A 25,457-nucleotide genomic window follows, 5' to 3' on the forward strand; every position below is an offset into this window, starting at 1 on the left:
TCACCTCACAGATCCGGATTTGTTTCTTTTCCTGCATAGACAATGCCCTTTGGGTTCTTGGCAATGGCAAAGTCGCCTCTGAACTTTTTGAAAGTGCCACTGCATTTGATATCCTCGAATTCCAGATCGGATTCTTCACCTTCATTCTGCATTCCGGGAGTGAATTTCTGAATGTTTCCGCCAATTACAATGGTACCACCACTCATCTCAGCACCAACTGCACGAATTGCATTGCCTTTGACCACAATGAGGCCGCCAGTCTGGCGAATTCCGCAGAAGTTTTCAATGGATCCGCCAATTATAATTTCTCCGCCAGTCATACCGCCGCCAATCTGGCTGCGAGCATTCCCGTCAATTATAAGGCGACCACCCTTCATACCATGCCAGCTTCCGCGGTAAGCAGAACCAACATGATCACCTGCGTTTCCTTTGATATGAAGAACTCCTCCAGTCATTTCCATTCCGGGCCAAGAGTCTGCATCACCTTCAACGACGATTTCTCCGCCAGCCATCTGTGATCCCACATGCATTCCTGTTGAACCTTTGACAATAATTTTTCCGGCAGTCATTTTTGCGCCGATTAATTTAACTCTTGAAACATCGCCATTAATCACAATGGTTGTATCTTCGGCTGAGCTGCCTCCTTCTCCTTCAACATCGAAGAAGTCAGAAAGAGGATACTGGGATGGACCCTGCCAGACGAGCAGCTGTTCAATCTCAGATTTTCCTTTGCCGGCAAATTCATCCGGAGTAATCACATCAGCTTCAACTTTAAGATCAATTTCCTTATTTGGTGTAAGTTTAACCTCTGCCATTCAAATCACTTCTCCGTGTTTACGTTGATGGCTGTGGGGTTGGTAAGGTATTTCTCAGGGGTTGGATAGTGCTTGAATCCAATGGAGTAGTACCTGAACCATTCCTTTACATCTGCAAGCATAGCTTTTTCAGCTGTTTCATCAACAGTAATGTCACTGTAATAGGTTCTCTGGTTAGGGAGTGAAACAATCTCACCGTCCTTTACAGCAATTTCACCGCCTTTGATTGTGTAAGCTGCCCTACTGAATTTCCTGATAAGTTCCTCATGGTTGTTGACATCAAGTTTTGTCGGATCGATGTCGTAGACAGTTACATCACCATCTGCGCCAATTCCAAGGCTTCCTTTCCTGTGAACCATACCAATGGTCTTTGCAGGGTTGGCACGTGTGAGGATTGCGATATCATATAGTGACATCTCTCTGTCAACACCGCCAAGTTCACTGCGGTCATTTGCCCATTTGTGGCATTCGTCGAATGTTTGTTCTCTAAAGGAGTTGGACATCAACCAGCTCATGACAATTGGATACTTTGTGAACGGTCCACCATTAGGGCTGTCTGTTGTCATGATAGCCTGCCATGGATTGTCAATAAGCAAAAGGCACTCAAGACCCATTGCCCACTGGACACTGTGTACCGGGTTGTTCTTGAGATATGTGAACGGACAAACCCCTGAACCACATTCCAGATCAACATCACAGTTGGACCATTTGCCACCGGTCAGCACTGCTATATCGTGGATTGAAGGACCATCACCAGTCATACAGGTTGCATTTCCAAATGGTACACAACCACTATCAATGACCACATGTTCGTTCTTATTAATGTAATCTGCAAGTGGCTTGACACCTGATTCAAAGTCTCTCCATGAAGTACCGGCAAATGCGTTGAACTGCATGTGAGTCAGGTAAATGGATCTATCCCTTGACGGATCAATCTTGGTCTCCGCCCATTCAACAGCAAGATCCTGTCGGGCTTTAATCTTTGATGGAATTGCCAGGGATTCAAGAGTTGTTTCGTAGCATCCTGGGTGTCCGAGGTTGTTTGCGTGTAAGTGCATAGGCATGGGGATTCCAAGCTCTTCGTTGAGTTCGCAAAGTCCCTTGATAATTTCCCTTGGTGTTATTTCAAAGTGAATGTTAGCTTCATCAAGTGAGCTTACGTTCTCACCCCAACCCCAATTCTCTACACCAGCAGGGTTGACACATTTGATACCATATGTCTTGTGTGCCCTCATCATCCAGGAAATGTAGGCAGCTGCCTTTTCCATGTCACCTTCTTTGAGGTATCTCATCATGAACCAGTTGTTACCCAGAACAAGGTAGGCACCCATATCCAGCATAGGAATGGAGCGCATTTCCTCATGGGTATGTCTGGCTTTCATTGGAGGCACGGCAGCTTCAAAAGCAGTTGTGTATCCCATCTGTGCGTATTCATATCCCTCAAGATAAACGGTCTTTGTGGTTTCACCGCATCCGGAGTGGGTAATATCAGTTTTTGGCTTGTTATATTTGTAATGATCTTCTGGTCTCATGAATCTTCCGGAGTTAACCTTTGATCCTGCAATATGTGTGTGTGAATCCACTCCACCAGGCATCACAGTCTTGCCGGTAGCATCTATGACCTTGGCATCTTTTATCTCGGCTTCGGAAAGGCCAGATACGATCTTACCATCTTTAATGAAAACATCCATTACTTCCCCGTTAATCTCATTGAGGGGATCGAAAACATAACCATTCTTAACTATAAGTGCAGCCATTTTATACCACCTCTCTCTTCTCAAGCCAGATTGCAGATGTCGGGCAGATAAGTGCACATGTACCGCATGATCCACAAACTTCCGGATCGATTACTTTGATTGCACCGTTTTCCACTTCAAGAAGTGGTTTGTCATCAATATCGTTCAGGCATCCTGCTGCGATATCCTTGTCAGAATTTGAATTGACAGGGCATACAATCACACAGTTCCCGCATCCAAGGCAAGCATCCCTGTCCGTAGCAAGAGTGGATGCAAGTACCGGTGTAGGTGAAGGCTTGTCAACAAGTTTCTTTTCGAAGACATTTTTCTTTGCCATCTCCGGTAATATAGCTGTCTTCCTGACATCAATTGCATTAACCGGACAGGCTACTGCACAGGCACCACAGTAAATGCATGCGTCAGGCCTCTGTGCAACCTTGTCCACGCGCTCTCCAACACCCCATTCAGGGTTGAAAAGTGCATTGCATGGACAAACGTCCAGACAGGTCTGGCATGCCTGGCATATATCATCATCACGTGCCCAACTTCCTGAAAACGGTTTTTCCACTTCGATTGCATTGGTTGGACAAACTGATGCACACCATCCGCAGTGTACACAACATTCCTGATCAATGATAGTCTGACCCTCAATTTTTGCAACATTTTCGTTTGAAAGCCACTGTTCAACTTCAATACAACCCTGTGGACAAATCTGTTCACAAAGACCGCAGTGTACACAATCGTCATTTACAGTTGTGGGTTTAATGGAGCCGTTGATATAATTTTCATCGGTCACGGGCTTTCCATCTTCTCTCATTTCCAATGCGCCTGTCGGGCAGACTTTTGCACACATTCCACATGTGATACAGGTATCTGGCCTGATATCTAAGAAATCCTTGTCCAGAAGACCGCGGGCTACAGGACCGACAGATCCGATTACCAGTGTGTCTTTTGGACAAACCATGACGCATGTTCCACAGCCGATACATTTCTCTGGAATGTATACGGTCTGTTTGTTATCCTTGGTTGAAATCACGGTTTCGTTCATCTTGTATTCTCCGTTTAGTTATCGTTACATGCAGGACAGAGTGCTTCATCTTCATACTGGACGAAGCTCTCACCACACTTTTCGCAAAGTCGTACTTTCTTTTTCATTTTCAATGGGACTTCAATATCTACCATCTCGTAACTGTAGACACTTTCCCCGGCTTTGAGTAATTCAGGGAGAACTTCTTCATGGGGTACTTTTGCAGTATTCATGTACCAGGCATGAAGCTTTGGGTACTCTGCCATCTTATCGGGATCAAGGTATATCCTCACACCTTTCACTGAAGAAATGCCTTTTTCCGCTCTCTTGTTGACCGTGACAGCCATTTTGCCATAGTCCTTGACGCGAAGTCCTTTGTTGCCGATGGTTGCGCCTTCCAGGATCTGGAATGGATCTGGTAAACAATTGTAAGTCTCGCTGACAGCGTAAATGCGCTCTCCTTCCTTGACATCAAGAATGCGTTTGGCCATATTGAGCATTTGAAGTCCGATAAATGCACCAGTACTCAAATACCCGTGGAAAGGAATGATTTTTTCGACTTGAGAATAAAGTTGTGGGTCCTGTTTCTCAATTTCATTAATGATATTTTCCATAAAGAACCCTCATTTTGGTACAGAATTTACTATAAATATAGCTATTAGGCGAGGACGCCTAAAGAACATAGCTGAGAAAATTATATATATTTATCGATGTTCCTTTGCAGGCTTGTTAGCTTTAGATAATATTTTCGATAAAAAGTGATTTATAAAAAGACGATTCTCATTTTGAATATAGCACTATGAGAGAGGAAATACGATTCTATATTTTATGAGGTAGACCTATGCAAGCTCAGTCTTTTTCCATTATGATTCTGATAATACTTTTTCTTATATATCCGGTCAATGCATATGAAATTGAAGATGTCCAATGGGACTCAGTTATAGATTCCAAAACAATGCATTGGGGAGATAGGGTAGACGTGGATGAATATACCATTGAGACAGCCGATTTTGATGATGATGGTTATGTTTATGTGAATCTCTACAAGAATGGTGTTGGGGTAAAATATGCTCCAATGCAGGTAGGTGATTCTCTGGATTACAGGGATGTGGACGATGGTCATGATATTCGGGTTTACATAAAAGAAATTGATCTTGATATTGATCAGTGGAAGGGGACTATGCAGCATCCTACTGCAAAAATTAGTGTTTACATGCGTGGTTTGCCGGAATTTGACATAACGATTGATACAAATAAAGATACATATGATCCACGTACTACCGCATCTGTAGATGGTATTGAAGTATCTGTAAAAGTAAAAAATACAGGCGAAGCCGATGCCTACGATATTACTCTTAGACTCTCTGGCGCAGACCTGGACCTTAAAGATGGAGATCTGGTACATGAAATATCAGAACTAAGCATTGGTGAAACAAGTGAAACCTTTGTAACTAAATTTGAAATACCTCTTTTCTGGGAAGAAACTGATATTGACATTACCGCTACGGTAGAAGGTTATGACATCAATAACGATTTACACACGGAAAAGGAATCACACAAAGTGACTATCAAACCCAAATCTGAACTACTGATTACAAAATCAACTGTTGATGAAGTTTATATGGGGAATAATGTTAGAGTTAAGGTTTCTATGCGCAATTGGGGGCTCTGTAGCATTTCTGGAATTCATGTTGAAGACTCTCTTCCTACTACTGGTTTTGAAATGCTGGACAATGTTGTCTTGGAAAAAGATCTGTCCCTTGCTCCTGATGAATCAGTTGTTCTTTTTGAATATTCTCTTAAGCCAATCAACGATGGAAAATATAAATTGCCGCCCACTGAAGCCACTTTTACTGTGGATGGTATTACATACACTGCCAAATCTCAACAACCTGAAATTCAGGTAGATGGTCCGGTAATAGAGATCAGTCAGTCCTTAAGTAATTCTAAAATACATATAGGTGAAACTTCAACCGTGACAGTTACTATTAAAAACAGCGGAAACAGACCTGCAAATGTTAAATTCTCTTCCGAAGTACCTGAGGGGTTAAGCTTTGTTAGCGGGGATCTTTTTGTCGATCAGGTTTTAGACGATGGCAAGTCTGTAACTTACTCATATGTTGTAAAAGCAACTGAAAACGGCACATTCACAATCCCTCCTGTTCAGGGAAATTTCATTGATCTGGAAAATTACAAAGGTGAGATGATTTCTAATTCACTTTCACTTTTGGTAGGTGAACAGGTTGAATCAGAATCTTCTTCACCTTCCCAATCATCCGGAAACTCTGGTTCAGGAAATGATAACGATCCTATTTTTACTCTTGGCGATCCTGCTGAATCTGAAAATACTCATGAAAACACTGACGACAATAAAGTGGAACCGGGTTTTAGTTCTCTGCTTGGAGTAATCATAATAGGTTTATTATATATGTTTAAACAACAAAGGTGAAAAAACCAACATGGGATAAATGGAAAACTGCATGATCTACGGTTTATTTGTAATCTTGCAGATCATGATTATTCCGAGTAACTCAGAAAGATGGATTATGGAAAGAACCTGACTGTATTCTTTATTGGGAGGAAGAAGTAAATGTTATGGTTATTCCATAAATTGGATCTTTCCATAATCTAGTGTTACAGATATTGATATTGTTTTACTTTCCATAGAAGGCAAGAAATCAGATTCGTGGAGTGCAGTTCTCTGTGCAAATAGTTCCATCATTTCCTAATTAAAGATTGTAGGTGGTAACTTCAAAATTGAAGCTCTCAATATAACTGGAGGTAGTGATATTCCCACTATATACACAAAGATTGCTGCATAAATTACAAATAAAGATTCCAGCCTGTAGCCCCTTTCCAGCAATACGGGAAAATAACGTCTAAGGGATTTTTATGTCCAGATTCTCAAGATTATTAATGAAGCGCTTAGCTTTTGGATAGGCTTTTTGGAAGGACAGAAATGAAAGGAAAATCAAAGAAAACTATAATCTTTACACATGGTGATTCAGATGGCATATGTTCAGGATCAATTGCCAAAAGTGCATATCCGGATGCGGATGTTTTTTTTACAAATCCTGTGAGTCTTAACAGACGCCTTGATATTGCTAAAGGTTATGATAATGTCATAATATGTGACATTGCGGTGGATGAACGGACGTGTGGTGAACTCTACGAGAAACTTGATACAATGTCATCAAAAGTAGATCTTGTATATATTGATCACCATCCTCTCCCAAAACAATGCTGGGATACTCAATGGTTCCACCACTCTCTTGAAACCTGTGCTGCTGAACTTACCTACAAAATCTTTAAATCAAGATTAAGCCGCGATATTCGCAGAGTTGCAATTTATGGTGCAATTGGGGACTATTGTGATAATACTCCAGATGTTAAAAAATGGATCAAGGATTGGGATAAAAGAAGCCTTTATTACCAGGCGGGTACTCTTATTCAGGCAATCCAGTATGCTGGCAGGAATTATGATTTCAAGCGTAGTTTGCTCGTTCCTCTTTCAAAGGATGAAATACCGTCCGAAATTGCCAAATTATCCAGATATGCACGTGCAGCTTCCCGTATGGAAGAAGAATTACGTATTCGTGTGAAAGCTAGTGTCCAGAGTTTGAACAATCTTGCTTATGTTATAGATCCAAACGGTTTCATGGGGAAATCTGCAATTTATGCGGCTTCTTATGGCAGGAGAAATGTTGGTATCGGTGTGGAGCACAGGGAACGAAAAGGTGTGTATGATTTGAGTCTTCGATCCCGCAACGGTGCGGATATAAATAGAATTCTCAGGGAAGTTGCCCCGAAGTATGGAGGTTCTGGCGGAGGTCATCCGGTTGCAGCAGGCGCACGCATCCCTGAAGAGTTGTTTGAGTCCTTTATTATGGAACTGGATCGGAGAATTGGGATTGAAGAGAAAAAGGCGGCAGAAAATGAGTGAAACCCGATTTTCTAAAAAAGGAAAGTTTGAAATTGCAATGTTTGGCCGATCCAATGTGGGTAAATCTTCTCTTGTCAGAGAACTTACAGGTCACAAGGTTCGTACAGGGAAACGCCCGGGAGTTACGTTAAAACCCACTATTGTGAAGCGATCGGATCTCGTTGTGACCGATCATCCTGGTTTTGGATTTATGAGCGGTGTCAAAGAACGAAAGCAGGATATTGTTAAGGACCGGATTGTACGCAGCATTGAGAAAAATGCAGATGAGATCTCACTGGCTCTTCTTGTGATTGACGCATCTTCTTTTGTGGAAGTTGTGGAGCGCTGGGAATCCCGTAATGAGATCCCAATTGATATTGAGATGTTTGATTTTCTGGCGGAACTTGAAATTGATACCATTATTGTCCCGAATAAGATGGATAAGGTGAAAAACAAGGACAAGGTACTGGATGAAATAGTTTCCAAATTTGGTCTTCTGAAACCATGGACCAAATGGAAATATATTATTGCTCCGACCAGTGCAAAGAAAGGATCTATTGATACACTGAAAATCCTTTTAAGGGAGCGCTTGCATGCTGCCAAGAGGGATGATCTGTTAAAATACCTATAAATTCAACCTCGAACATGGAAACCTGCTCCAAGTGAAAAAGCTATTTCTCTGCATTTTTTAATATTAATTTCGGGTACCTTCACAACAGTCATCCTTGTATCCATTCCCGCATCAATAGCACCTCTTGTGAAGCCAATCATAGCCAAATAGGCGTTGGGGTATTTGGGTTTGCATATCCGGTCATATTTTTCTTGCGATTCGGCATTCAGGCTTACAGAAACCGCATCAAGACCTGCTTCTTTAAGATCCTTTATGACATTTCTTTCCGGATTGATTAGCTGTGCATGACCGTTTGTATCAAGCCTGACATAGGCTCCCTTTGATTTCAGCCATTTGATGATTTCCAGAAGTGTTTCAAATCTTAATGTTGGTTCGCCAAAACCCGTGAAAACAATTTCTCCGTATTCAGAAAGTTCGTATTTTTCCAGCCATGCAATAATTTCTTCCAGCGAAGGATCTTTTGATAGTCTGAGATCGTATCCATACACTCCTGTCTGAAATTTTCGGATGCAAAAAGTGCAGTCTGCGCTACATTTGTTGGTGATGTTAAGGTACAGATTGTCATGTGCCTCGTAGCAAATTGTATCCTTCTTACTGTTTTTCATTTCTGACATCCCAGTTTCCATCTTTGATTACAGGATACTTGTTTTTTATGACTTCAGGTGAGAGGAAACATGCATAAGGTTCTTTTCCAAGATTGTCGGGAAATGTTCCAGTTAAATTCTGCTTTCTTTTTCCCAATTCTTTTCTTAATTAATTTTCAAAAAATAATGCTTAATAACCTATTTATATTATTGTAACTTGGAATACTGCTCGATCCCAATTGCCTTTATTCCGGAGTTTATTATGAAACATTTTTTGATAATCGGTCACAAAGCCGTTACAAGCGGGGACTATTCCCTTAATGATATGCCCGGTTCAGCCGGAAGAATGGACATACTTTGCAGATGTGTAAGTTCCGCTTTTTTCCTTTCCCATGATCTTCGTAGAGATGTGCAGGTACATCTACTCCTGCTCGGAGAACCACATCCGGGAAGGCTTGTGAGATTTGAAGGAGAGTATGTTCGCTACTTGAGCCCAGATGAGAGAAGTGCAGGGGCGCTAATTAAGAAAGCTCTTCAGAAAGATATTTCGAGTTTTGAAAGCCGTTCAACTCCCGGCGTAAATACCCGTACTGCAAGCCTCAAGGAATTGCTTGATGAATTCGTAGAGAAAGGATGCGAACTTGTGTATCTCAGGGAAGATGGGGAAGATATAAGGTGTACCGCAGATTTTGCTGAAGATACTGTTTTTATATTAGGTGATCATCTTGGTGTCACTGAAGAAGAAGAGAAACTAATACTTGATGCAGGAGCAAGGCTTCTTTCCATAGGTCCCCTCTCACTGCATGCAAATCACTGTATTACCATAATTCATGATGAACTGGATAGGCGGCAGGGAAGGAGGAAAAATGAGTATTCTTGAAATTGCAAAAAAAATACTGCCGGAAGGCGCCATTTGTGATCATTGTATGGGCAGGCAGTTTGCAAACCTTTCCACGGGTCTTACAAATGATGAAAGGGGAAGGGCTGTCAAGCTTGTACTTGCGATGGAAGCTGATAGACTAAGCAAAGATGAAGATGACAAATCCCTTCTGGAACGTCTTGCACCATCAAGCCGGAATGCCCGGTACAGTCTCAAGGATTTCACAAAAAACGATGAGCAGTGTTGGGTCTGCCTTGGCATTTTTGAAAAACTGGAAGAATGGGCAGATCGGGCTGTAAAGGTAGTTGAGGGTATTGAATACTCCACTTTTGTTGTAGGTACAAAGATCAGTGGTCTCCTGTCTGAAAATGAGGAAATCCTCTGGGCAGAATCAGGTACTACCTATGGGGAACCTATCAAAAGTGAGCTCAACAGGGAAGTAGGGAAACTGATAGCTGCTAAAACCGGTAAAGAGGTAGATATTAAGAATCCTGATGTTGTGTTTACCCTTGATATTGCAAAAGAAGTTGTTTATGCACAGATTCGTTCTCTTTACATTGCGGGACGGTACCGAAAATTTGTGCGAGGTATTCCACAGACCCGCTGGCCATGCAGAAACTGTAAGGGCAGGGGCTGTGAAAAATGCAACCAAACCGGACAACAATACCCGGAATCTGTTGACGAATTAATTCGTGGACCAGTTATCAGGGCTACAGGTGGCAATGACACACGTTTCCACGGCTCAGGCAGAGAAGATATCGATGCCCTTATGCTCGGAACAGGACGTCCATTCGTTGTGGAAGCCTTGTCCCCAAAAATCCGTACTATTGATGTAGCTGCCATCCAAGAAGAGATTAATGTTGAATCGTCCGGGAAAATTGAGGTTGAAGGTCTAAAACTGGTCTCAAAAGATCTTATTCATAAATTAAAGAGTTCGAAGGCAGATAAAGTTTATAAGCTTAAAGTTACATTCAGTGACCCGGTTACTGAGAATACGCTCCGATTGGCGGCTGAAAAACTCACAGGTTCCCAGATTGAACAACGAACCCCCGTTCGTGTATCCCATCGTCGTGCAGATCTTGTAAGAAAACGGAAGGTACATTCCGTGGAATTGCTTGAATACAATGCTGAATACTCAATATTCAAGGTCGATTGCCAGGGTGGTTTATACGTAAAGGAACTTGTTTCGGGGGATGAAAACAGAACATCTCCAAGCCTTACCGGGATTATCGGAGCCCAGGCCCGTGTAGAGGAACTAGATGTCATTGACGTAAAAATAGATATCTAATCCAGATAATCTCTGAGAAAACAAAATCGCATTTATTATCATATTGTGGAGGAAAATAGAATGCCTACATCCCATGGTCCAAAATGTTGTACCAGATACAAATTGAAGAAGACAGTAAGAGAAAGAGGACTCTCACCTGTGAGCCGTGCTATTCAGGAGTTTACCGAAGGTCAGATGGTTCACATAGACATTGATCCAAGCGTACAAAAAGGAATGCCAAACCCTAAATTCCAGGGTAAGACCGGGAAAGTAATTTCACAGCGCGGTCGTGCATATATCCTCCACGTGCGTGATGGCAATGCAATGAAAGAGGTTATTTCCCTTCCGGAACACCTCAAACCACAGAAGTACTGACACTCCAACAGGAGTTATAAAATAATACACCAGAGAACATCGGATAGATATATCTATCCGATGTTCTATTATTAATCAGCTTTCTGGATTGTCAAATATTCGGAATAACTGTACTTATACAATTACAGGGATGCGTGACCCAATGATAGTAAAGGAAGTTCTTGAAGAAGAATTGCTCACATTACCAGAAGCCCGTGAGATCCTGAATAGGATCCTTCAGGAACGCACCGAACGTGGTGAAGAGCTTGGTTACGAGTTCAGGAAAGCTGTAAACCATGCTGATCTTTTTTCCAAGACATCATCTGCAAAAGCTCGGGAACTTGTTAACAAGCTTCTAGAAATGGAAAAGATGAAACCTGAAATAGCAGTTCATATTGCAGATATTATGCCTCTTTCAAGGGATGAACTAAGATCAATTTATGCAAAAGAAAGATTCACTCTTTCCGAAGAAGAGCTAGATCAAATCCTTGAACTTGTGATGGAAAGTATGGAATAAATTTATATTCCATACCCCACCTTTTTCTATAATTGCTGGAGGATAGGAGGATATAATGAACGCCAAGGGGAAGAGACCAGAGCGCGAAGAGTATGCATGGGTACTTGATTATTTACCTTATGGAAATCCCAATGATAAGAGGCCAACCTATCAGAAAAAACCTCTTGTACAGGCTGTTGGGGACAAGCAGTTTGTTCTGATGGAATTGATTCCCAAAGAAGGCTATACTCCTGAGATCCAGTCTAGGGTATATATCGGTGAAGGCGACCGTAAAGAAATCGATCATGTTAAACGTCGTATTAGATTTAATGACCTGAGCAGTGGCTCTCAGCTTGAACTTCCTTTTGTTCTTGAACAATCCGTAAAACATCATGAAGAACGGTTTGTGAAATTCTTCAATGAAGCCCATCCAATTACAACCCGTCTTCACATGCTGGAACTGCTTCCGGGGATCGGTAAGAAACTTATGTGGGCTATAATAGATGAGCGTAAAAAAGGAGATTTCAAAAGCTTTGCAGATCTTCACGAACGCGTAAGCGCAATGCATACACCTGAAAAGGTTATTGTGAACCGTATCCTTGAAGAATTAAAGGATGACAATATAAAATATCGCCTTTTTACACGTCCAATACACCACCGGCAAGACTAAAAGGTGGGTTAATTATTGGTCAGGAATCTTCTTTCAAGATATAGGGTAAAAGGCGGGTCACATGATCAACATTTTCTCATTGATGAAGATGTTCTTGATTTGATAGCTGAAACTGCAAACCTGTCGGAAAGCGACCATGTTCTTGAAATTGGTGGGGGGATCGGGAATCTTACAGAACGTCTTCTTAAAAAAGCTGGAAAGGTTACAGTAATTGAGTATGATCCATATCTGGTGGACGTTCTCAACGATCGCTTTGGTGATAGGGATGATTTTGAGGTAATCTTGGGGGATGCTGTAAAAGTTGATCTCCCTCCATTCAATAAAGTGGTTGCAAACCTTCCTTACTCCATTTCCTCGCCGATTACTTTCCGCCTTTTGAAACATGGTTTTGATCTCGCTGTTCTGATGTACCAATATGAGTTTGCAAAACGCATGGTTTCGTCTTCAGGTTCTAAAGAATATGGTAGGCTTTCAGTTGCTATCCAGCACTATGCAGATGTGGACATCATAGTCAAAATACCGCCTTCGTCATTCAGCCCCCAACCTGAGGTATGGTCAGCTGTGATTCGTCTTGAACCACACGAATCACCTTATCTTGTAAAGGACGAGAAGTTTTTCCTTAAACTTGTGGAAGCTGCCTTTTCCCAGCGGAGGAAGAAACTCAAGAATGCTATTTCCAGATCCCTTCCGTCAGAAGAAAAACAGTTTATTCTCACTCATCTTCCGGAATCTGTAATGAATAAAAGAGCTGAAGAACTTTCCCCGGAAGATTTTGCATCCCTTGCAAACTATATTCTGGAATTGAAAAAAAAAGCGGTGGATAACTAATGTCTTACGTTGTCTACAAGGGAGCTACGGTTTATTTTTGTGAAAATGTATATGAACCTGCCGAAGATTCATTTCTTCTTGCGGATGCCTGTATCGAATACATAAAAGATGGTAGCTGCGTTCTTGAAATAGGCACAGGAAGTGGGTTTGTATCATCTGTTATACTCACAAACAAAAAGAATGTTAAACTTATTGCTTCAGATTTAAATCCCTATGCCCTCAATTGTGCAAGAAAAAATAATGTTGATGTAATATGTTGCGATTTGTTTGGGGGATTTAAACAAGTAAAACAATTTGATACAATTGTATTTAATCCTCCATACCTGCCGACAGAAGATGATGAGCGTTTGGGAGGCTGGATAAATCTTGCCTTTGATGGGGGAAAAGATGGAAGGGAATGCATACGGCGTTTTTTAGCAGAAGTAAAACAATACCTGAAACCCGATGGTGATGTGTTGCTATTGATATCATCCCTTACCGGACCTAAAGAAGTCATTCGCTTAATGAATAATGAAGGATTCAATGTTAATGTGATTTCTGATGAAGCCTGTTTTTTTGAGAAGCTTATGGTGCTGCATGGGTGCTTAAATGGGTAACCGTATTTCACCATTTATATATATGGTTATAATCATAATTTTGTCATTAAATCTTCCTGAGTTATTTTTGATTATCTGGAGTTGAAAAAATGCAATATAGTATGGGAATTGATGCTGGTGGTACTTATACAGATTCTGTCATTGTTCGCGATTCTGATGGCAAGATAGTGGATTCCAGTAAGGCGCTGACCACCTATCCTGATCTTCTTGAAGGAATACGCAATTCCATAGACGGACTTGATCCTGCCTATCTTGAAAACATAAAACTTGTCTCAGTATCCACGACTCTGTCTACAAATACAATTCTTGAGCATACAGGTTATCCTGTTGCGTTGATTCTGATAGGTGATTTAGGGGTTCCTGAAGACGTATCCTTTGAAAATTACATCGTAGTTTCAGGAGGGCATGGGTCTTATGGAGAGGAAGTAGAAAGGCTTGATATTGATGCAGTGCGGGATTTTGTTCTGGAAATTAAAGACAGGGTTTCAGCATTTGCAGTATCTTCCTATTTCAGCATTCGAAACCCCAGCCATGAATTGGAGGTAAAAGCTCTCATTCGTGAACTTACAGGACTGCCTGTAGTTTGCGGTCATGAACTATCCCAGGATTTGGGTGCTTTTTCAAGAGGTATAACCGCTTATCTTAATGCCCAGTTAATTCCCATTACAGATAATTTCATCGATGCGATAATGCACGAAATGGAACGCAGAAATATCAAAGGGCGCCTTTTGATGCTCAAATGTGACGGTTCAGTTGTGGGCATTGATGAAGCAAAAGAAAAACCTATAGAGTCCATTTTTTCAGGCCCTGCTGCCAGTTTAGTCGGTGCTTCTTATCTCTCGGATGCCCAGACATGTGTTGCAATTGACGTAGGCGGTACGAGTACCGATGTGGCAATGATCAATTCAGGATTGCCGGAAATTACTGATGAAGGAGCAGTTGTCGGAGGCTGGCAAACAAAAGTAAAAGCTATTCGTATGGAAACTTCGGCTATGGGAGGCGACAGTCACATATGGGTTCAAAACCAAAAAATCAATATTGGTCCACGTCGTGTAATTCCCATATGCGTAGCAGCATCCAAATGGCCATCTATCAAAGACAAGCTAAGAATTGCTCGTATTCCTTCAAAAATGCAGTTGTGCGAAAACATTCAGCCAACCAAGTTTTTTATTCGTACCGGCAAGGAGCCGGCAGAGCTCAGTTCCACAGAAGAGGATCTTCTTGATCGTATTGGTGACGAACCGATTTCTGTAAATGATATTTATTCAGATCACCTTCCATCTCCAATATTCTTAGATCTGTTAATTAAAAAGCGTCTTATCCAGGCAATTGGTTTTACTCCTACGGATGCACTTCATGTCTTGGGTGATTATACTGAATGGGATGTTGAAGCTTCAAGACTCGCAGCTGGTACATTAGGAAGAATTATGCTGAAAGAAAGAACAGAATTCTGCAGGCATACTAAAACTATTTTTGCAAAGAATATGGCTCTCTACATTATGTCCTACCTTTTGAGAGGTGTTGATAGGAGTGAAATCGAGAAAATATTGGAAAATCGTGCTGAATTTTTCTCAGCATTCAAGGTGAATATACCAGTTGTTCTTCTTGGTGGTCCTGCACAGGCATATGTTGACGAAATCAATGAGTTTTTTGATGCGAAAGTCATACTCCCTGAACATGCTGAAGTCGGAAATGCCGTTGGAGCTATTATGGGGAAAGGAATCAAGAGATTTGAAATTCTCATTCGCAGTATATACAAGGGCAGAAAATCTGGTATCATGATGTTCTCTCCAAACGGTCGAGAAGCATTTAAATATTCCACGTATCCAGAGGCACTGGAAGCAGGCAAGGCTCTGGGCAAAAAGCTAGTTATGGAGTATATGAAAAAATCCGGGTTTGATGGTGGAGACATACGGATTGAAGTCACGCAGCATGACATAAAACTTCAGGATGAAGGGGGCATCCCCATTGAAACCAAGCTTATATTTGTTGGTGTCGGCATGCCCAAGCTGAACACCTGAGAAGGAGTATTTTCATGGATGTATTAGGTTTGATTCCCTTCAAATATATCCGGTTTGTATCCTCAAGATTTTCTTCCATTTTTATGTTCAATACAAAACATTTTAAGGATTCAACTCAAGTTGTAGACGAAAGTTATCTTGAATAAAAGAATAGGTCATAAAATACAAACATTTTGCAGAATCGAGCTATGATTTTGAAAAACGATATGAGAAATCGCAATATATTTGTTTTGTGAAGTATATTAGATAGTAGTTAGAGGTTGTAGTATGAAATATAGTCTTGGAATAGATGCCGGAGGTACTTACACAGATGCAGTAATCCTGAGGGATTCGGACGGAGAGATTGTTGACACAATGAAAGCTAGAACGACATATCCGGATTTGCTTATCGGGATACAGAATGCTCTTGATGGCTTAGATCAGTCATATCTTGAAAATGTTTCTCTTGTATCGGTATCCACTACGCTTGCCACTAATACGATTCTCGAAGGTACCGGTTATCCTGTTGCTCTTATTATGATTGGTGAAGCCGACATCCCGGCAGATACTTCTATAAAATATTCAATACATATTGAAGGCGGGCACACTCCAGCAGGCAATGAAAAATATCCACTTGATATTGAAGCGGCGGAATCTTTTATTAAAAAAGTCAGAGATAAAGTATCTGCTTTTGCCGTATCTTCCTATTTCAGTATTCGGAATCCTGAACACGAACTCAGGGTTAAGGAACTGATAACAAATTTAACAGGTCTTCCTGTAGTATGCGGACATGAGCTTTCACAGTCACTTGGTGCGTACGAACGTGGTGTTACTGCCTACCTGAATGCCCAGTTGCTTCCTATATCCACCCGGTTCATGGATACAGTTGAATCAGAAATTAGGAGGAGGGGTATTGATGCTAAAATGATGATGCTTAAATGCGATGGTTCCATCGTAGGCATCAAGGAAGCTCTCAAGCACCCCATCGAATCTATTTTCACCGGTCCTGCAGCCAGTCTTGTAGGTGCCTCATACTTGGCAAAACGCAAGAATTGTATCGTGGTTGATGTAGGTGGTACAAGTACCGACGTGGCAATGATTATTGATGGATTCCCGGAGATCACCGATGAAGGTGCTATTGTAGGTGGCTGGCACACAAAAGTTGAAGCAATCCGAATGGAAACTTCTGCACTTGGAGGTGACAGCCATGTATGGACCAAGAATGAAAAATTATACATTGGTCCCAAACGTGTCATTCCGCTTTGTGTGGCTGCTACTCAATATCCTGAAATACGTTATAAGCTCAGTAAAAATCAGCACATTATGCGAGCTCAGCTTGGAGAAAACATCCAGCCTGCAAAATTGTTCATGAAAACAAATCATGAACCCATTGAGTTGACAGAGAAGGAAGAAGAATTGCTTGCAAGGATTGATGAATCCCCGAGAACCATTAATGAGATTTACTGGGAAAAACGTTCCTTCCCATCCCCTATGACGATGACAAGCCTAATCCAGAAGCGTTTGGTTCAGGCAATTGGCTTCACACCAACGGATGCTCTTCATGTATTGGGAATATATAATGAATGGGATACTGAAGCATCCATACTTGGTGCGACTTTGATAGGTAATTTTTGTTTCAGGGATGCCTACCAGATAAGTTCTTATGTTAAGGAAGAATTCACTAAAAATATAGTACTTAATGTTCTTTCCTATGTATTTGAAGATATACCAGCTTCAGAAATTCGCAAAGCACTTGACAATAACTATTACGGTCAGTTCAAAGTGAATGTTCCTGTTGTTTTGCTCGGTGGACCCGTAAGTGCCTATGTGAATGATATTGGCAAATATATGGATGCTGAAATTATCCTTCCTAAGTATTCGAAAGTTGGCAATGCAGTAGGCGCGCTTGCAGGCAGAGGTCTTAAGCGCATCGAGATCCTGATAAGGCCTAATTACAATAAGGTCGCAGCTCACAACCTGAAAACCGATTCGGTTTCCGCTTTTTATCCTGGAGGTAAAGAAATATTTTCATCCTATGATGAGGCAATTGAGTTTTCAAAGGAAATTGGTACAAAACTTATTATGGAGTATATGAAAGATGCAGAACTTGATGAAGGTGAGATTTCCATTGATATCAAAAGAAAAGATCTCACTTTCCCTGACAGCAATGCTCTTATTGAAACACGTTTGATCCTGACAGGTATTGCGGATCTCAGAAACAGGAATGATGACATCAAGAAGCCTAATACCCCTTAAATATTTAAGGAAAAAGATCTCTATTTCAATTCATGATGAAGTTGAGAAGTGGGCCTTATTGTCTGAAAATCCGCCCTGATATAATAGGATCAGAGCGGCAATTCCGTGAAAAACTAAATTTATCAGATTTTAATGGTGTACTTTTCAACGCAGGTTTGACAATTAATAACTCGTCACAGAAAATTGAGTATGATGCAATTCTATGGAAAGACAGGAATATTTGTTTCATGGAATACAAAGATTCCCTTCTAGCCCATAAGCGCATGAAAGCTAAGCGTGTCCAACAAGTATCTGATAAATCTAGAGATGTTGCAAGAGCTTTTGGATTCCTGAAATATGATTTTGTTGTAGTTGTTAATGGAGAGCCCGCAATTGATCAAAAAAGTGGTGTCAGGGTAATTCCCCTTGAAGACCTTCCGTCATTTAAACCGAAATACAAATGTGCCTACAAAGAAATTGATACTCTTGACAACCTGATTACAAAATATTCCCGTGATCAAAATCCTGTAAATCCGGAGAAGGATAAAATAGTTTCAGAATTAAAAAGTCTGAAAAAAATGATTATAGATATATCAAGGGAACAAAAATGACAGTAGTAGGATACGGCGAAGCGCTTGGTGCTGGAACAATTATTAATGCCATTGCAATGCATAAAGGAGCTGCTTTTGGGATAGATCTGAAAACACAGTCTAAAGTCGAACTTTCACATGGTTCAGGCGGTATCAGGGGTGAGATCGAAGGTAATACTGATGGGGATACACGCCTTATTGAATTAGCAGTCCAGAAAACGCTAAAACATTTTGGGTTTAAGATGGAAGGGACCGTGAAAACATGGAGTGAAATCCCAATGGCCAGCGGATTAAAAAGCAGCAGCGCAGCAGCCAATGCGGCAGTCCTTGCAACTCTTGATGCTATTGGGGAAAGCATGGAACCCCTTGATCTGGTAAATCTTGGAGTAACTGCTGCAAAGGAGGCAGGGGTTACCATAACGGGTGCTTTTGACGATGCATGTGCCTCCTTTTTTGGTGGAATTGTGGTTACAGATAACTGCAACAATACACTGCTTGCAAGGGTTCAGAGAGAAGATGAGGTTATGATCCTTGTGCCAGACAGGCAGGTTTTCAGCTGCAAGACAGATGTTATGCGTTCAAAGGCAATTGCTCCTTGGATTGAGATGGCATATGATCTTGCTCTTGCCGGAGATTATGAAAAAGCCATGACCCTAAACGGAATGCTTTATTGTAGCGCTCTTGGTTTTGATACAGAACCATTAATGATTGCACTTGATTGTGGTATACATGGTGTAAGTCTTTCGGGAACCGGTCCTTCCTACGTAGCTCTGTTAGGAGGTAATGATTCTGCTAAACTGGAAAAAGCATGGAATAAATATGATCCTGCCGGAAAAGTGATAAAGACAGAAATCAATAATGTAGGAGCGCTGATAGTAAAATAACTTGTTGATTCATATGACAATAGAGGAAGTGCGCGGCGAAATTGCCAGCATTGATGAGCAGATAGTTGAGCTGATAGCCAAGAGGGTTGCTCTGGCTGAAGATATTCTGCATTATAAACATAAACAAAAAATGTCAATTAATGATGAAAACCAGAATTCCGTTGTGATTGAACGTGCGATAGCCGCAGCAACAGAACACAATCTGGATACTGCTTCCGTAAAAGAAATTTTCGAAATTCTTATCAGGATGAATATTGAAAAGCAGCATGAATTAAGTGGCGAAGGAAATTTACCTTAAAGAGAAGATAAAATGGTTGATATTGCAATAATAATGGGTTCCGAATCGGACAGGGCCATTGCAAACCGTGTGACGAATGTTCTGGAAAACACTGATTATTCATTTGAAGTCCATGTAATTTCCGCTCATCGCAACCCGGATGAATTGGATGAATTTGTGAAAAGTAGCAATGCTAATGTTTTCATAACAATTGCAGGTCTTTCAGCAGCGCTTCCAGGAGTAGTAGCCTCCAAAACACGCAAACCAGTGATTGGTGTACCGGTTGGTGCCAAACTTGGTGGTCTTGATGCATTGCTCTCAATTGCCCAGATGCCTCCGGGAGTCCCAGTTGCAACAGTTGGTATCGACAATGGTGCAAATGCTGCGCACCTTGCCATGAGGATATTAGAAGTTGCCAAATAATTTTATTTTTAATAATATTATTTTTCAAAATAGATATCTATACAACACATTTCATCCCCATTGCCAATAGTCTTCCTTACATTTATATTGCCATCAATGTTTGCCTTGTTGAGCAATCTTGAAAGGATTCCAACTGTGAGATTGCACATAATGGGATTTGTTTTTATCTCATCTCCCCACTGACATTCATTCGCAGTTATCCTGACGAAATTGTCATCTGTTTTCACAGCATGATAATTCCCTCCAATTTCACTTAGAACCTTGCAACCAATTTCGCCGATGTTATCAACGTTCATTTCATTTGAATTTTCATGATAGTGCTGCAATATATTGCTCTCAACCTTTTCCACCATCTGTCTCATCATAATTTTTTTCTGCTCAATAGGAACTGTCGCCAATAACGATGGAATTATTGCAGTTAGTATCTTGCGAACTTGATTCTGCATTTCAAGCTTATTTCTGTCCTGAATAATCTCATCATGGTATTTTTTCAGTTTCAAGAGGGAATTAATTCGGGTTTTAAGTTCCAGTTTGTTAATAGGTTTTGTCAGGAATTCTTCTGCCCCGCTTTCCAATCCTTTTATCAGGTCTTTTTTTTCTGAAAGGGCAGTTATCATGATGATTGGAATATAGGGATAATTCTCATTTTCTTTAATTCTCCGGCATACTTCATATCCATCTATTCCGGGCATCATTATATCGAGAAGAATAAGATCAATTTTTTCTGATTCTACTTTTTGTAAAGCTTCTTCGCCACTTGAGGCAAAAATGAGATTGTATTCCTCCCCTATGAGATATGCTTCAATTAATTCCAGATTTTGGGGTTCATCATCCACTACAAGAATAGATGCCATTTCCATTTGTGTATCCTCTCTCTATTTTTGTCATAGAAACATATTTTTTGCACTCAGTACAACATAAATTTTCATTCGGTGGGTCCAATGACACGCATACCTTCGGGAGTTATTACAAATTTATTGAGATCAAGGGATATGTTTGTTCCTCTCATTTTTGGTATGAAAATAAATCTCTCCATTTTTGAGGTGTATGGATTTTCCTTAACAAGGAATTTAATACATCCATATGTTGAATAATCAGCAACATAGTTGGTTAGTTCGTGCGTAGCTTGATCAAGGACATAAATGGCCGTTACAGATTTTTCTGACAGAAGTAAGTTTAGAGTATCAAACTGATCCCTGAAATCACCGAGAGACATTCCAAGTGCAAAAACTCCTATGTTATCGATAAGTACCAGATCAACGTTTTCAGGAACCAGATCTGCAAGACCAATTATATCGATTTCACGTATGCTCAAACCACTTGTGAGATGTGATGATGCAGTGGTGGTTTTACTTCTCATTTCTAGAACTTTGGTTATTGTAAGCAACTCTTCTTCCAGATAATGTGAAAAGGCAAATCCAAAGTTCTCTGCTTCTGCTATAATATCTTCCTTTGTTTCTTCGGTTGCCAGTATTAAACAATTTTTTCCATCTTCACAAGCTCTATTAATAACATGTAATCCAAAAATAGTCTTGCCGGATCCAGCTGTACCGGTAACCAAAATACCTTTATTTATAGGTAACCCACCCTCAAGTTCCTGATCTAGTTTTGCAATACCGGTTGGAATCCTTTCCATCAAAGAATTCAAATAACTTGTTTCTATAAATAATTTATAGCAATAGTAGAAAACATTTCCGATTCTTCTTATAAGAAGTACAACATGCAAAGTCCCCCCCCAAATCGGGATTTGTTATCAGGTATCATCAATTAAAATAGGTTAAGAAAAGGGCTGCAGACAGTTACAATACGAGTATAGAGATAAATTTATGCGAAATCATTACGAAAACCCTCTTATTTGGGTTTACAATAGTCAGATATATCTATTAGGAATACACTTATTACCTGCACCAATAATTTATGGATATATTTTTAGTAGTGCTTTAAAGTTGTTGTGATATTTATTGAATTTAAATGTGAGCTAACATGGAAAAGGAAATATCTTCCAGCGATGAGGAATTTACAGGAGATAATTTTGAAGATACCAGTTCTATAAAGGTGCCTAAACTCCTGATTGACCAAATCATAGGGCAAGATCATGCGGTAAAAGTTGTCAAAAAAGCTGCAAGCCAGAGAAGACATGTTATGATGATTGGGACTCCTGGTACCGGTAAGTCAATGCTTGCAAAAGCTATGGCTGAACTTCTTCCCAAAGAAGAGTTACAGGACATTCTGGCATATCCAAACCCGGAGGACAACAACAATCCAAAGATACGAACTGTCCCTGCAGGCAAGGGTCGGGAAATTGTCATGGCACACAAAATGGAAGCCAGAAAGAAAATCCAATCAAGGAACATGTTAATGATGTTCCTTATTTTTGGTATTGTAATGTATTCATTCTATGTGGGACAATTACTCTGGGGTATTATTGCTGCTATCATGATGCTAATTCTAACACGGCAATTTATGCCAAGAGAAGAGGCATTGATTCCAAAGCTTCTCGTCAATAATTTTGAAAAGGAACATGCGCCTTATATTGATGCTACCGGTACACATGCAGGTGCTCTTCTTGGTGACGTAAGACATGATCCATTCCAGTCTGGAGGACTTGAAACCCCTGCCCACGAGAGGGTTGAGAGTGGAGATATTCATAAGGCACACAAGGGAGTCCTGTTTATCGATGAAATTAACACACTGAGGATTGAGTCTCAGCAGAGTTTGCTTACTGCAATACAGGAAAAGGAGTTTCCGATTACAGGTCAATCCGAGCGCAGTTCAGGTGCACTTGTGAAAACCGAGCCGGTTCCATGTGATTTCATAATGGTGGCTGCAGGTAACCTCGATGCAATGGAAAAAATGCACCCTGCGCTTCGTTCGCGCATAAAAGGATACGGTTATGAAATCTATATGCGCGATTCCATGGAAGACACTCCTGAAAATCGTAAACATCTTGTTCGCTTTGTTGCACAGGAAGTTATGAGAGACGGTCATATTCCTGATTTTGATAAATCAGCGGTTGCAGAAGTCATTCGAGAAGCACGCAGAAGGGCAGGTCGTAAAGGACATCTTACCCTCAAGCTAAGGGATCTTGGAGGACTTGTAAGGGTTGCAGGCGATATTGCACACGCTGAAGGAGCAAAAATCACTACAGGCAGCCATGTGCTTGCTGCAAAGAAAATGGCTCGCTCCATAGAACAACAGCTGGCAGATAACTATCTTGAAAGACGTAAGGATTATCAGCTGTTTTCCAAGACAGGAACGGCAGTGGGCAAGGTTAATGGTCTGGCGGTCATGGGCAGTGATTCCGGCATAGTGCTACCTATAATGGCAGAGGTAACTCCCCCACAATCCCAGTCAGAGGGGAGAGTAATTGCAACCGGTATGCTAAAGGATATTGCCAAGGAAGCTGTGCTAAACGTATCCGCAGTCCTCAAGAAAATAACTGGCAAGGATATAATCAAACAGGATATCCATATACAGTTTGTTGGGACCTATGAAGGCGTTGAAGGGGACAGTGCTTCTATTTCTATCGCAACAGCTGTGATTTCCGCACTGGAGAACATTCCAATAGATCAGAGTGTGGCCATGACAGGTTCACTCTCTGTAAGAGGGGATGTGCTTCCCGTAGGTGGGGTTACCTATAAAATAGAAGCTGCTGCACAAGCTGGAATTAAAAAGATCATAATTCCAAAATCCAATGCGGATGATGTTCTTATAGAAGATATCTATAAAGATAAGGTTGAGATAATTCCAGTAACAACTATCTCCGAAGTAATTGAACACAGTCTTGTTGGCAGTAAAAAGGATAAGATTCTGAAAAAACTCCGGGATTTGACTGACATGAAGTTTAATGTTGCAGTCTCTGAAAGTGATAGCATCAGCAGTCCTACCAGCTCCAGTTAAGAGATGATATGGAATGAAACCGGATTTTTTTGATGTAAGAGTGATTGAGGGTAATTCTATGGCGATTACCCTCGATAATGGCAGAGTGGAGGAAATATCCAGCAATCATGGCAATGGTTGCAGTGTCCGTGCCCTTTCCAATGGTTGCTGGGGCTATACCCGAATGGAAGGAAACTGTGATACAGAAAAAGCAATAAAAGCAGCTTCTGAGCTTTCAAAAAATATCAGTCTTGAATCAAACCGGGAATCCTTTTCTCTGATTCCGATAGAAGCACCGAAGATAAAAAATCTTCCCGTGGTGAAAATCAATCCACTTGATATTTCGGTTGAGGAGAAGGTTGAGTTCCTTAAGGAACTCGATTCTCATGCTCGTTGTGATGGGGTTGGAAGCACTTCAGCTATCTATTCGGAGAGTATGGTTCATGTACATTATACAAGTTCTGAGGGTCTTGATTGCGAGTATGAAATGACAAAAGTTGGATTTGCAATAACTGCTATTGCTTCAAGGGAAGGATTATTTCAGGCAGGCAGGGAGAGCAAATTTGGAGTTGCAGGATTTGAATTTTTTAAAGGTAATGAGCCCTTTGAGATGGCAAATCGTGCCGGGAAAACAGCTGTTGAATTGCTTGACGCAAGTCCAGCAAAGGGCGGGCATTTTCCTGTAATTCTTGACCCTGAGCTTGCAGGCGTTTTTGCACATGAGGCTGTAGGTCACGCATCTGAAGCCGATCTTGTTTTGGAAGGAAGTTCAATACTTGAAGGCAAAATCGGGGAAAAGATTGGTTCCGATAAAATCACAATAATTGATGATCCAACCCTCCATGAATTTGGATACTATCCATTTGATGCAGAAGGTGTGCAATCTCATAAAACTACAATTGTGGAAGAAGGAATTTTAAAATCATATCTTCACTCACGTGAAACCGCTTTCCATCTTGGTGGGAAACCCGGAAACTGTCGTGCACAGGGCAGCTCTTCACCGGTTGTGAGGATGAGCAATACTTACATCGATCGTGGTGATTCAAATTTGGATGAGATGCTGGCTGAAATCGGAAACGGTGTCTATCTTCTTGGATCCCGTGGCGGACAGGTTAACACAGGTGAAGGAGTTTTCCAGTTCAATGCCAAGAAGGGTTATGTTATTGAAAATGGTGAGATTGGTGATCTATTGCGTGACGTGTCATTGTCAGGTAAAACACTTGAAATACTGAATAATGTTTCAATGGTTGCCAAGGATCTGGAGATGCATTCTGGAAGGTGTGGGAAATCAGGTCAGTTGGTTCCGGTTTCTGATGGTTCACCTCATATTCTTGTATCAAATGCGCTGGTTGGAGGTGCATGA

Annotated in this window: 26 protein-coding genes; 18 read left to right on the plus strand and 8 right to left on the minus strand. The window is 41.0% G+C overall.

The features are described from left to right. Window positions 1–5: 5 nt before the first annotated feature. The 4 genes from PWQ49_RS03975 to PWQ49_RS03990 are packed head-to-tail and all read right to left on the minus strand — an operon-like array spanning window position 6 to window position 4,192. Complete coding sequence (locus PWQ49_RS03975) at window positions 6–815, minus strand: formylmethanofuran dehydrogenase subunit C (protein ID WP_300608129.1); 810 nt, start codon at window positions 813–815, stop codon at window positions 6–8. A gap of 5 nt (window positions 816–820) precedes the next feature. Further along, window positions 821–2,572, minus strand: coding sequence for a formylmethanofuran dehydrogenase subunit A (locus tag PWQ49_RS03980; RefSeq protein ID WP_300608133.1), 1,752 nt, complete (start codon window positions 2,570–2,572; stop codon window positions 821–823). A 1-nt stretch (window position 2,573) separates the two neighbouring features. Next, window positions 2,574–3,599 carry a 4Fe-4S binding protein gene (locus PWQ49_RS03985; protein ID WP_300608136.1) on the minus strand — a complete coding sequence of 342 codons (1,026 nt, stop codon included), beginning with the start codon at window positions 3,597–3,599 and terminating at the stop codon, window positions 2,574–2,576. 14 nt (window positions 3,600–3,613) lie between these two features. Then, window positions 3,614–4,192, minus strand: a complete 579-nt coding sequence (locus PWQ49_RS03990; protein ID WP_300608138.1) for an FmdE family protein — start codon at window positions 4,190–4,192, stop codon at window positions 3,614–3,616. A 227-nt stretch (window positions 4,193–4,419) separates the two neighbouring features. On the opposite strand from PWQ49_RS03990, the gene PWQ49_RS03995 reads away from it, so the two are divergent. The 3 genes from PWQ49_RS03995 to engB all read left to right on the plus strand — a co-directional run bounded on the left by PWQ49_RS03995 (window position 4,420) and on the right by engB (window position 8,131). Beyond that, window positions 4,420–6,027, plus strand: a complete 1,608-nt coding sequence (locus PWQ49_RS03995) for a BatD family protein (protein ID WP_300608140.1) — start codon at window positions 4,420–4,422, stop codon at window positions 6,025–6,027. Between the two features lie 510 nt (window positions 6,028–6,537). Continuing rightward, entirely contained in the window at window positions 6,538–7,521 is a 984-nt protein-coding gene (locus PWQ49_RS04000) for a DHHA1 domain-containing protein (protein ID WP_300608142.1), read from the plus strand. Beyond that, entirely contained in the window at window positions 7,514–8,131 is a 618-nt protein-coding gene (gene engB / locus PWQ49_RS04005) for a GTP-binding protein EngB (protein WP_300608311.1), read from the plus strand. Before PWQ49_RS04000 ends, engB begins: the two co-directional genes overlap by 8 nt. Before the next feature lie 2 nt (window positions 8,132–8,133). Here the strand turns inward: engB and PWQ49_RS04010 are convergent, their stop codons facing one another. Beyond that, complete coding sequence (locus tag PWQ49_RS04010; protein ID WP_300608145.1) at window positions 8,134–8,736, minus strand: TatD family nuclease-associated radical SAM protein; 603 nt, start codon at window positions 8,734–8,736, stop codon at window positions 8,134–8,136. After that, a complete protein-coding gene (locus PWQ49_RS04015; protein ID WP_300608148.1) occupies window positions 8,723–8,872 on the minus strand; it encodes a hypothetical protein in 150 nt (49 codons plus the stop codon). Before PWQ49_RS04015 ends, PWQ49_RS04010 begins: the two co-directional genes overlap by 14 nt. A gap of 105 nt (window positions 8,873–8,977) precedes the next feature. Between PWQ49_RS04015 and trmY the strand changes: the two genes are divergently transcribed. The 13 genes from trmY (at window position 8,978) to purE (ending at window position 20,215) form a co-directional block, all read left to right on the plus strand. Beyond that, window positions 8,978–9,595: a tRNA (pseudouridine(54)-N(1))-methyltransferase TrmY gene (gene trmY / locus PWQ49_RS04020; protein ID WP_300608151.1), complete on the plus strand. Its 618-nt coding sequence runs from the start codon at window positions 8,978–8,980 to the stop codon at window positions 9,593–9,595. Then, a complete protein-coding gene (locus tag PWQ49_RS04025) occupies window positions 9,582–10,883 on the plus strand; it encodes a tRNA pseudouridine(54/55) synthase Pus10 (RefSeq protein WP_300608154.1) in 1,302 nt (433 codons plus the stop codon). The genes trmY and PWQ49_RS04025 overlap by 14 nt, the downstream gene beginning before the upstream one ends. Window positions 10,884–10,943: 60 nt before the next feature. Then, window positions 10,944–11,237 (plus strand): 50S ribosomal protein L21e, encoded by a 294-nt coding sequence (locus PWQ49_RS04030; RefSeq protein WP_300608157.1) that lies wholly within the window; start codon window positions 10,944–10,946, stop codon window positions 11,235–11,237. 142 nt (window positions 11,238–11,379) lie between these two features. After that, on the plus strand, window positions 11,380–11,733 hold the full coding sequence (locus tag PWQ49_RS04035; protein ID WP_300608314.1) for an RNA polymerase Rpb4 family protein: 354 nt from the start codon (window positions 11,380–11,382) through the stop codon (window positions 11,731–11,733). Between the two features lie 55 nt (window positions 11,734–11,788). Then, a complete protein-coding gene (locus PWQ49_RS04040) occupies window positions 11,789–12,382 on the plus strand; it encodes a DUF655 domain-containing protein (protein ID WP_300608160.1) in 594 nt (197 codons plus the stop codon). Window positions 12,383–12,397: 15 nt separating this feature from the next. Continuing rightward, the gene (rsmA, locus tag PWQ49_RS04045; RefSeq protein ID WP_300608163.1) at window positions 12,398–13,210 is read left to right on the plus strand and encodes a 16S rRNA (adenine(1518)-N(6)/adenine(1519)-N(6))-dimethyltransferase RsmA; all 813 of its coding nucleotides are present in this window, start codon (window positions 12,398–12,400) and stop codon (window positions 13,208–13,210) included. Continuing rightward, window positions 13,210–13,806: a HemK2/MTQ2 family protein methyltransferase gene (locus tag PWQ49_RS04050; protein ID WP_300608165.1), complete on the plus strand. Its 597-nt coding sequence runs from the start codon at window positions 13,210–13,212 to the stop codon at window positions 13,804–13,806. The genes rsmA and PWQ49_RS04050 overlap by 1 nt, the downstream gene beginning before the upstream one ends. Window positions 13,807–13,895: 89 nt before the next feature. Next, on the plus strand, window positions 13,896–15,827 hold the full coding sequence (locus PWQ49_RS04055) for a hydantoinase/oxoprolinase family protein (protein ID WP_300608167.1): 1,932 nt from the start codon (window positions 13,896–13,898) through the stop codon (window positions 15,825–15,827). Window positions 15,828–16,094: 267 nt separating this feature from the next. Beyond that, window positions 16,095–18,062, plus strand: a complete 1,968-nt coding sequence (locus tag PWQ49_RS04060; protein ID WP_300608170.1) for a hydantoinase/oxoprolinase family protein — start codon at window positions 16,095–16,097, stop codon at window positions 18,060–18,062. 32 nt (window positions 18,063–18,094) lie between these two features. Continuing rightward, window positions 18,095–18,652: a hypothetical protein gene (locus PWQ49_RS04065; RefSeq protein WP_300608173.1), complete on the plus strand. Its 558-nt coding sequence runs from the start codon at window positions 18,095–18,097 to the stop codon at window positions 18,650–18,652. Then, window positions 18,649–19,515 carry a shikimate kinase gene (locus PWQ49_RS04070; protein ID WP_300608176.1) on the plus strand — a complete coding sequence of 289 codons (867 nt, stop codon included), beginning with the start codon at window positions 18,649–18,651 and terminating at the stop codon, window positions 19,513–19,515. Before PWQ49_RS04065 ends, PWQ49_RS04070 begins: the two co-directional genes overlap by 4 nt. Before the next feature lie 13 nt (window positions 19,516–19,528). Next, window positions 19,529–19,813 carry a chorismate mutase gene (locus PWQ49_RS04075; RefSeq protein ID WP_300608179.1) on the plus strand — a complete coding sequence of 95 codons (285 nt, stop codon included), beginning with the start codon at window positions 19,529–19,531 and terminating at the stop codon, window positions 19,811–19,813. 12 nt (window positions 19,814–19,825) lie between these two features. Beyond that, the gene (purE, locus tag PWQ49_RS04080) at window positions 19,826–20,215 is read left to right on the plus strand and encodes a 5-(carboxyamino)imidazole ribonucleotide mutase (RefSeq protein ID WP_300608181.1); all 390 of its coding nucleotides are present in this window, start codon (window positions 19,826–19,828) and stop codon (window positions 20,213–20,215) included. 17 nt (window positions 20,216–20,232) lie between these two features. On the opposite strand, the gene PWQ49_RS04085 is transcribed toward purE, so the two are convergent. Both PWQ49_RS04085 and PWQ49_RS04090 read right to left on the minus strand, forming a co-directional pair. Continuing rightward, window positions 20,233–21,075, minus strand: coding sequence for a response regulator (locus PWQ49_RS04085; RefSeq protein ID WP_300608183.1), 843 nt, complete (start codon window positions 21,073–21,075; stop codon window positions 20,233–20,235). 65 nt (window positions 21,076–21,140) lie between these two features. Beyond that, window positions 21,141–21,851 (minus strand): ATPase domain-containing protein, encoded by a 711-nt coding sequence (locus PWQ49_RS04090; RefSeq protein WP_300608186.1) that lies wholly within the window; start codon window positions 21,849–21,851, stop codon window positions 21,141–21,143. A 347-nt stretch (window positions 21,852–22,198) separates the two neighbouring features. Here PWQ49_RS04090 and lonB point away from each other — a divergent pair, with 347 nt between their 5' ends. Beyond that, on the plus strand, window positions 22,199–24,115 hold the full coding sequence (gene lonB / locus PWQ49_RS04095) for an ATP-dependent protease LonB (RefSeq protein WP_300608189.1): 1,917 nt from the start codon (window positions 22,199–22,201) through the stop codon (window positions 24,113–24,115). Window positions 24,116–24,128: 13 nt separating this feature from the next. Next, window positions 24,129–25,457, plus strand: coding sequence for a TldD/PmbA family protein (locus PWQ49_RS04100; RefSeq protein ID WP_300608192.1), 1,329 nt, complete (start codon window positions 24,129–24,131; stop codon window positions 25,455–25,457).

Origin of the sequence: Methanohalophilus sp., assembly GCF_030156785.1 — an archaeon.
In the GTDB taxonomy this organism is placed as follows: Archaea; Halobacteriota; Methanosarcinia; order Methanosarcinales; family Methanosarcinaceae; genus Methanohalophilus.

What these genes read in the sequence shown, in the direction of transcription:
- PWQ49_RS03975 (WP_300608129.1), bottom strand. Translation starts at nt 815, where the DNA reads ATGGCAGAGGTTAAACTTACACCAAATAAGGAAATTGATCTTAAAGTT.
- PWQ49_RS03980 (WP_300608133.1), bottom strand. Translation starts at nt 2,572, where the DNA reads ATGGCTGCACTTATAGTTAAGAATGGTTATGTTTTCGATCCCCTCAAT.
- PWQ49_RS03985 (WP_300608136.1), bottom strand. Translation starts at nt 3,599, where the DNA reads ATGAACGAAACCGTGATTTCAACCAAGGATAACAAACAGACCGTATAC.
- PWQ49_RS03990 (WP_300608138.1), bottom strand. Translation starts at nt 4,192, where the DNA reads ATGGAAAATATCATTAATGAAATTGAGAAACAGGACCCACAACTTTAT.
- PWQ49_RS03995 (WP_300608140.1), top strand. Translation starts at nt 4,420, where the DNA reads ATGCAAGCTCAGTCTTTTTCCATTATGATTCTGATAATACTTTTTCTT.
- PWQ49_RS04000 (WP_300608142.1), top strand. Translation starts at nt 6,538, where the DNA reads ATGAAAGGAAAATCAAAGAAAACTATAATCTTTACACATGGTGATTCA.
- engB (WP_300608311.1), top strand. Translation starts at nt 7,514, where the DNA reads ATGAGTGAAACCCGATTTTCTAAAAAAGGAAAGTTTGAAATTGCAATG.
- PWQ49_RS04010 (WP_300608145.1), bottom strand. Translation starts at nt 8,736, where the DNA reads ATGAAAAACAGTAAGAAGGATACAATTTGCTACGAGGCACATGACAAT.
- trmY (WP_300608151.1), top strand. Translation starts at nt 8,978, where the DNA reads ATGAAACATTTTTTGATAATCGGTCACAAAGCCGTTACAAGCGGGGAC.
- PWQ49_RS04025 (WP_300608154.1), top strand. Translation starts at nt 9,582, where the DNA reads ATGAGTATTCTTGAAATTGCAAAAAAAATACTGCCGGAAGGCGCCATT.
- PWQ49_RS04030 (WP_300608157.1), top strand. Translation starts at nt 10,944, where the DNA reads ATGCCTACATCCCATGGTCCAAAATGTTGTACCAGATACAAATTGAAG.
- PWQ49_RS04035 (WP_300608314.1), top strand. Translation starts at nt 11,380, where the DNA reads ATGATAGTAAAGGAAGTTCTTGAAGAAGAATTGCTCACATTACCAGAA.
- PWQ49_RS04040 (WP_300608160.1), top strand. Translation starts at nt 11,789, where the DNA reads ATGAACGCCAAGGGGAAGAGACCAGAGCGCGAAGAGTATGCATGGGTA.
- PWQ49_RS04050 (WP_300608165.1), top strand. Translation starts at nt 13,210, where the DNA reads ATGTCTTACGTTGTCTACAAGGGAGCTACGGTTTATTTTTGTGAAAAT.
- PWQ49_RS04055 (WP_300608167.1), top strand. Translation starts at nt 13,896, where the DNA reads ATGCAATATAGTATGGGAATTGATGCTGGTGGTACTTATACAGATTCT.
- PWQ49_RS04060 (WP_300608170.1), top strand. Translation starts at nt 16,095, where the DNA reads ATGAAATATAGTCTTGGAATAGATGCCGGAGGTACTTACACAGATGCA.
- PWQ49_RS04065 (WP_300608173.1), top strand. Translation starts at nt 18,095, where the DNA reads ATGATGAAGTTGAGAAGTGGGCCTTATTGTCTGAAAATCCGCCCTGAT.
- PWQ49_RS04070 (WP_300608176.1), top strand. Translation starts at nt 18,649, where the DNA reads ATGACAGTAGTAGGATACGGCGAAGCGCTTGGTGCTGGAACAATTATT.
- PWQ49_RS04075 (WP_300608179.1), top strand. Translation starts at nt 19,529, where the DNA reads ATGACAATAGAGGAAGTGCGCGGCGAAATTGCCAGCATTGATGAGCAG.
- purE (WP_300608181.1), top strand. Translation starts at nt 19,826, where the DNA reads ATGGTTGATATTGCAATAATAATGGGTTCCGAATCGGACAGGGCCATT.
- PWQ49_RS04085 (WP_300608183.1), bottom strand. Translation starts at nt 21,075, where the DNA reads ATGGAAATGGCATCTATTCTTGTAGTGGATGATGAACCCCAAAATCTG.
- PWQ49_RS04090 (WP_300608186.1), bottom strand. Translation starts at nt 21,851, where the DNA reads ATGGAAAGGATTCCAACCGGTATTGCAAAACTAGATCAGGAACTTGAG.
- lonB (WP_300608189.1), top strand. Translation starts at nt 22,199, where the DNA reads ATGGAAAAGGAAATATCTTCCAGCGATGAGGAATTTACAGGAGATAAT.
- PWQ49_RS04100 (WP_300608192.1), top strand. Translation starts at nt 24,129, where the DNA reads ATGAAACCGGATTTTTTTGATGTAAGAGTGATTGAGGGTAATTCTATG.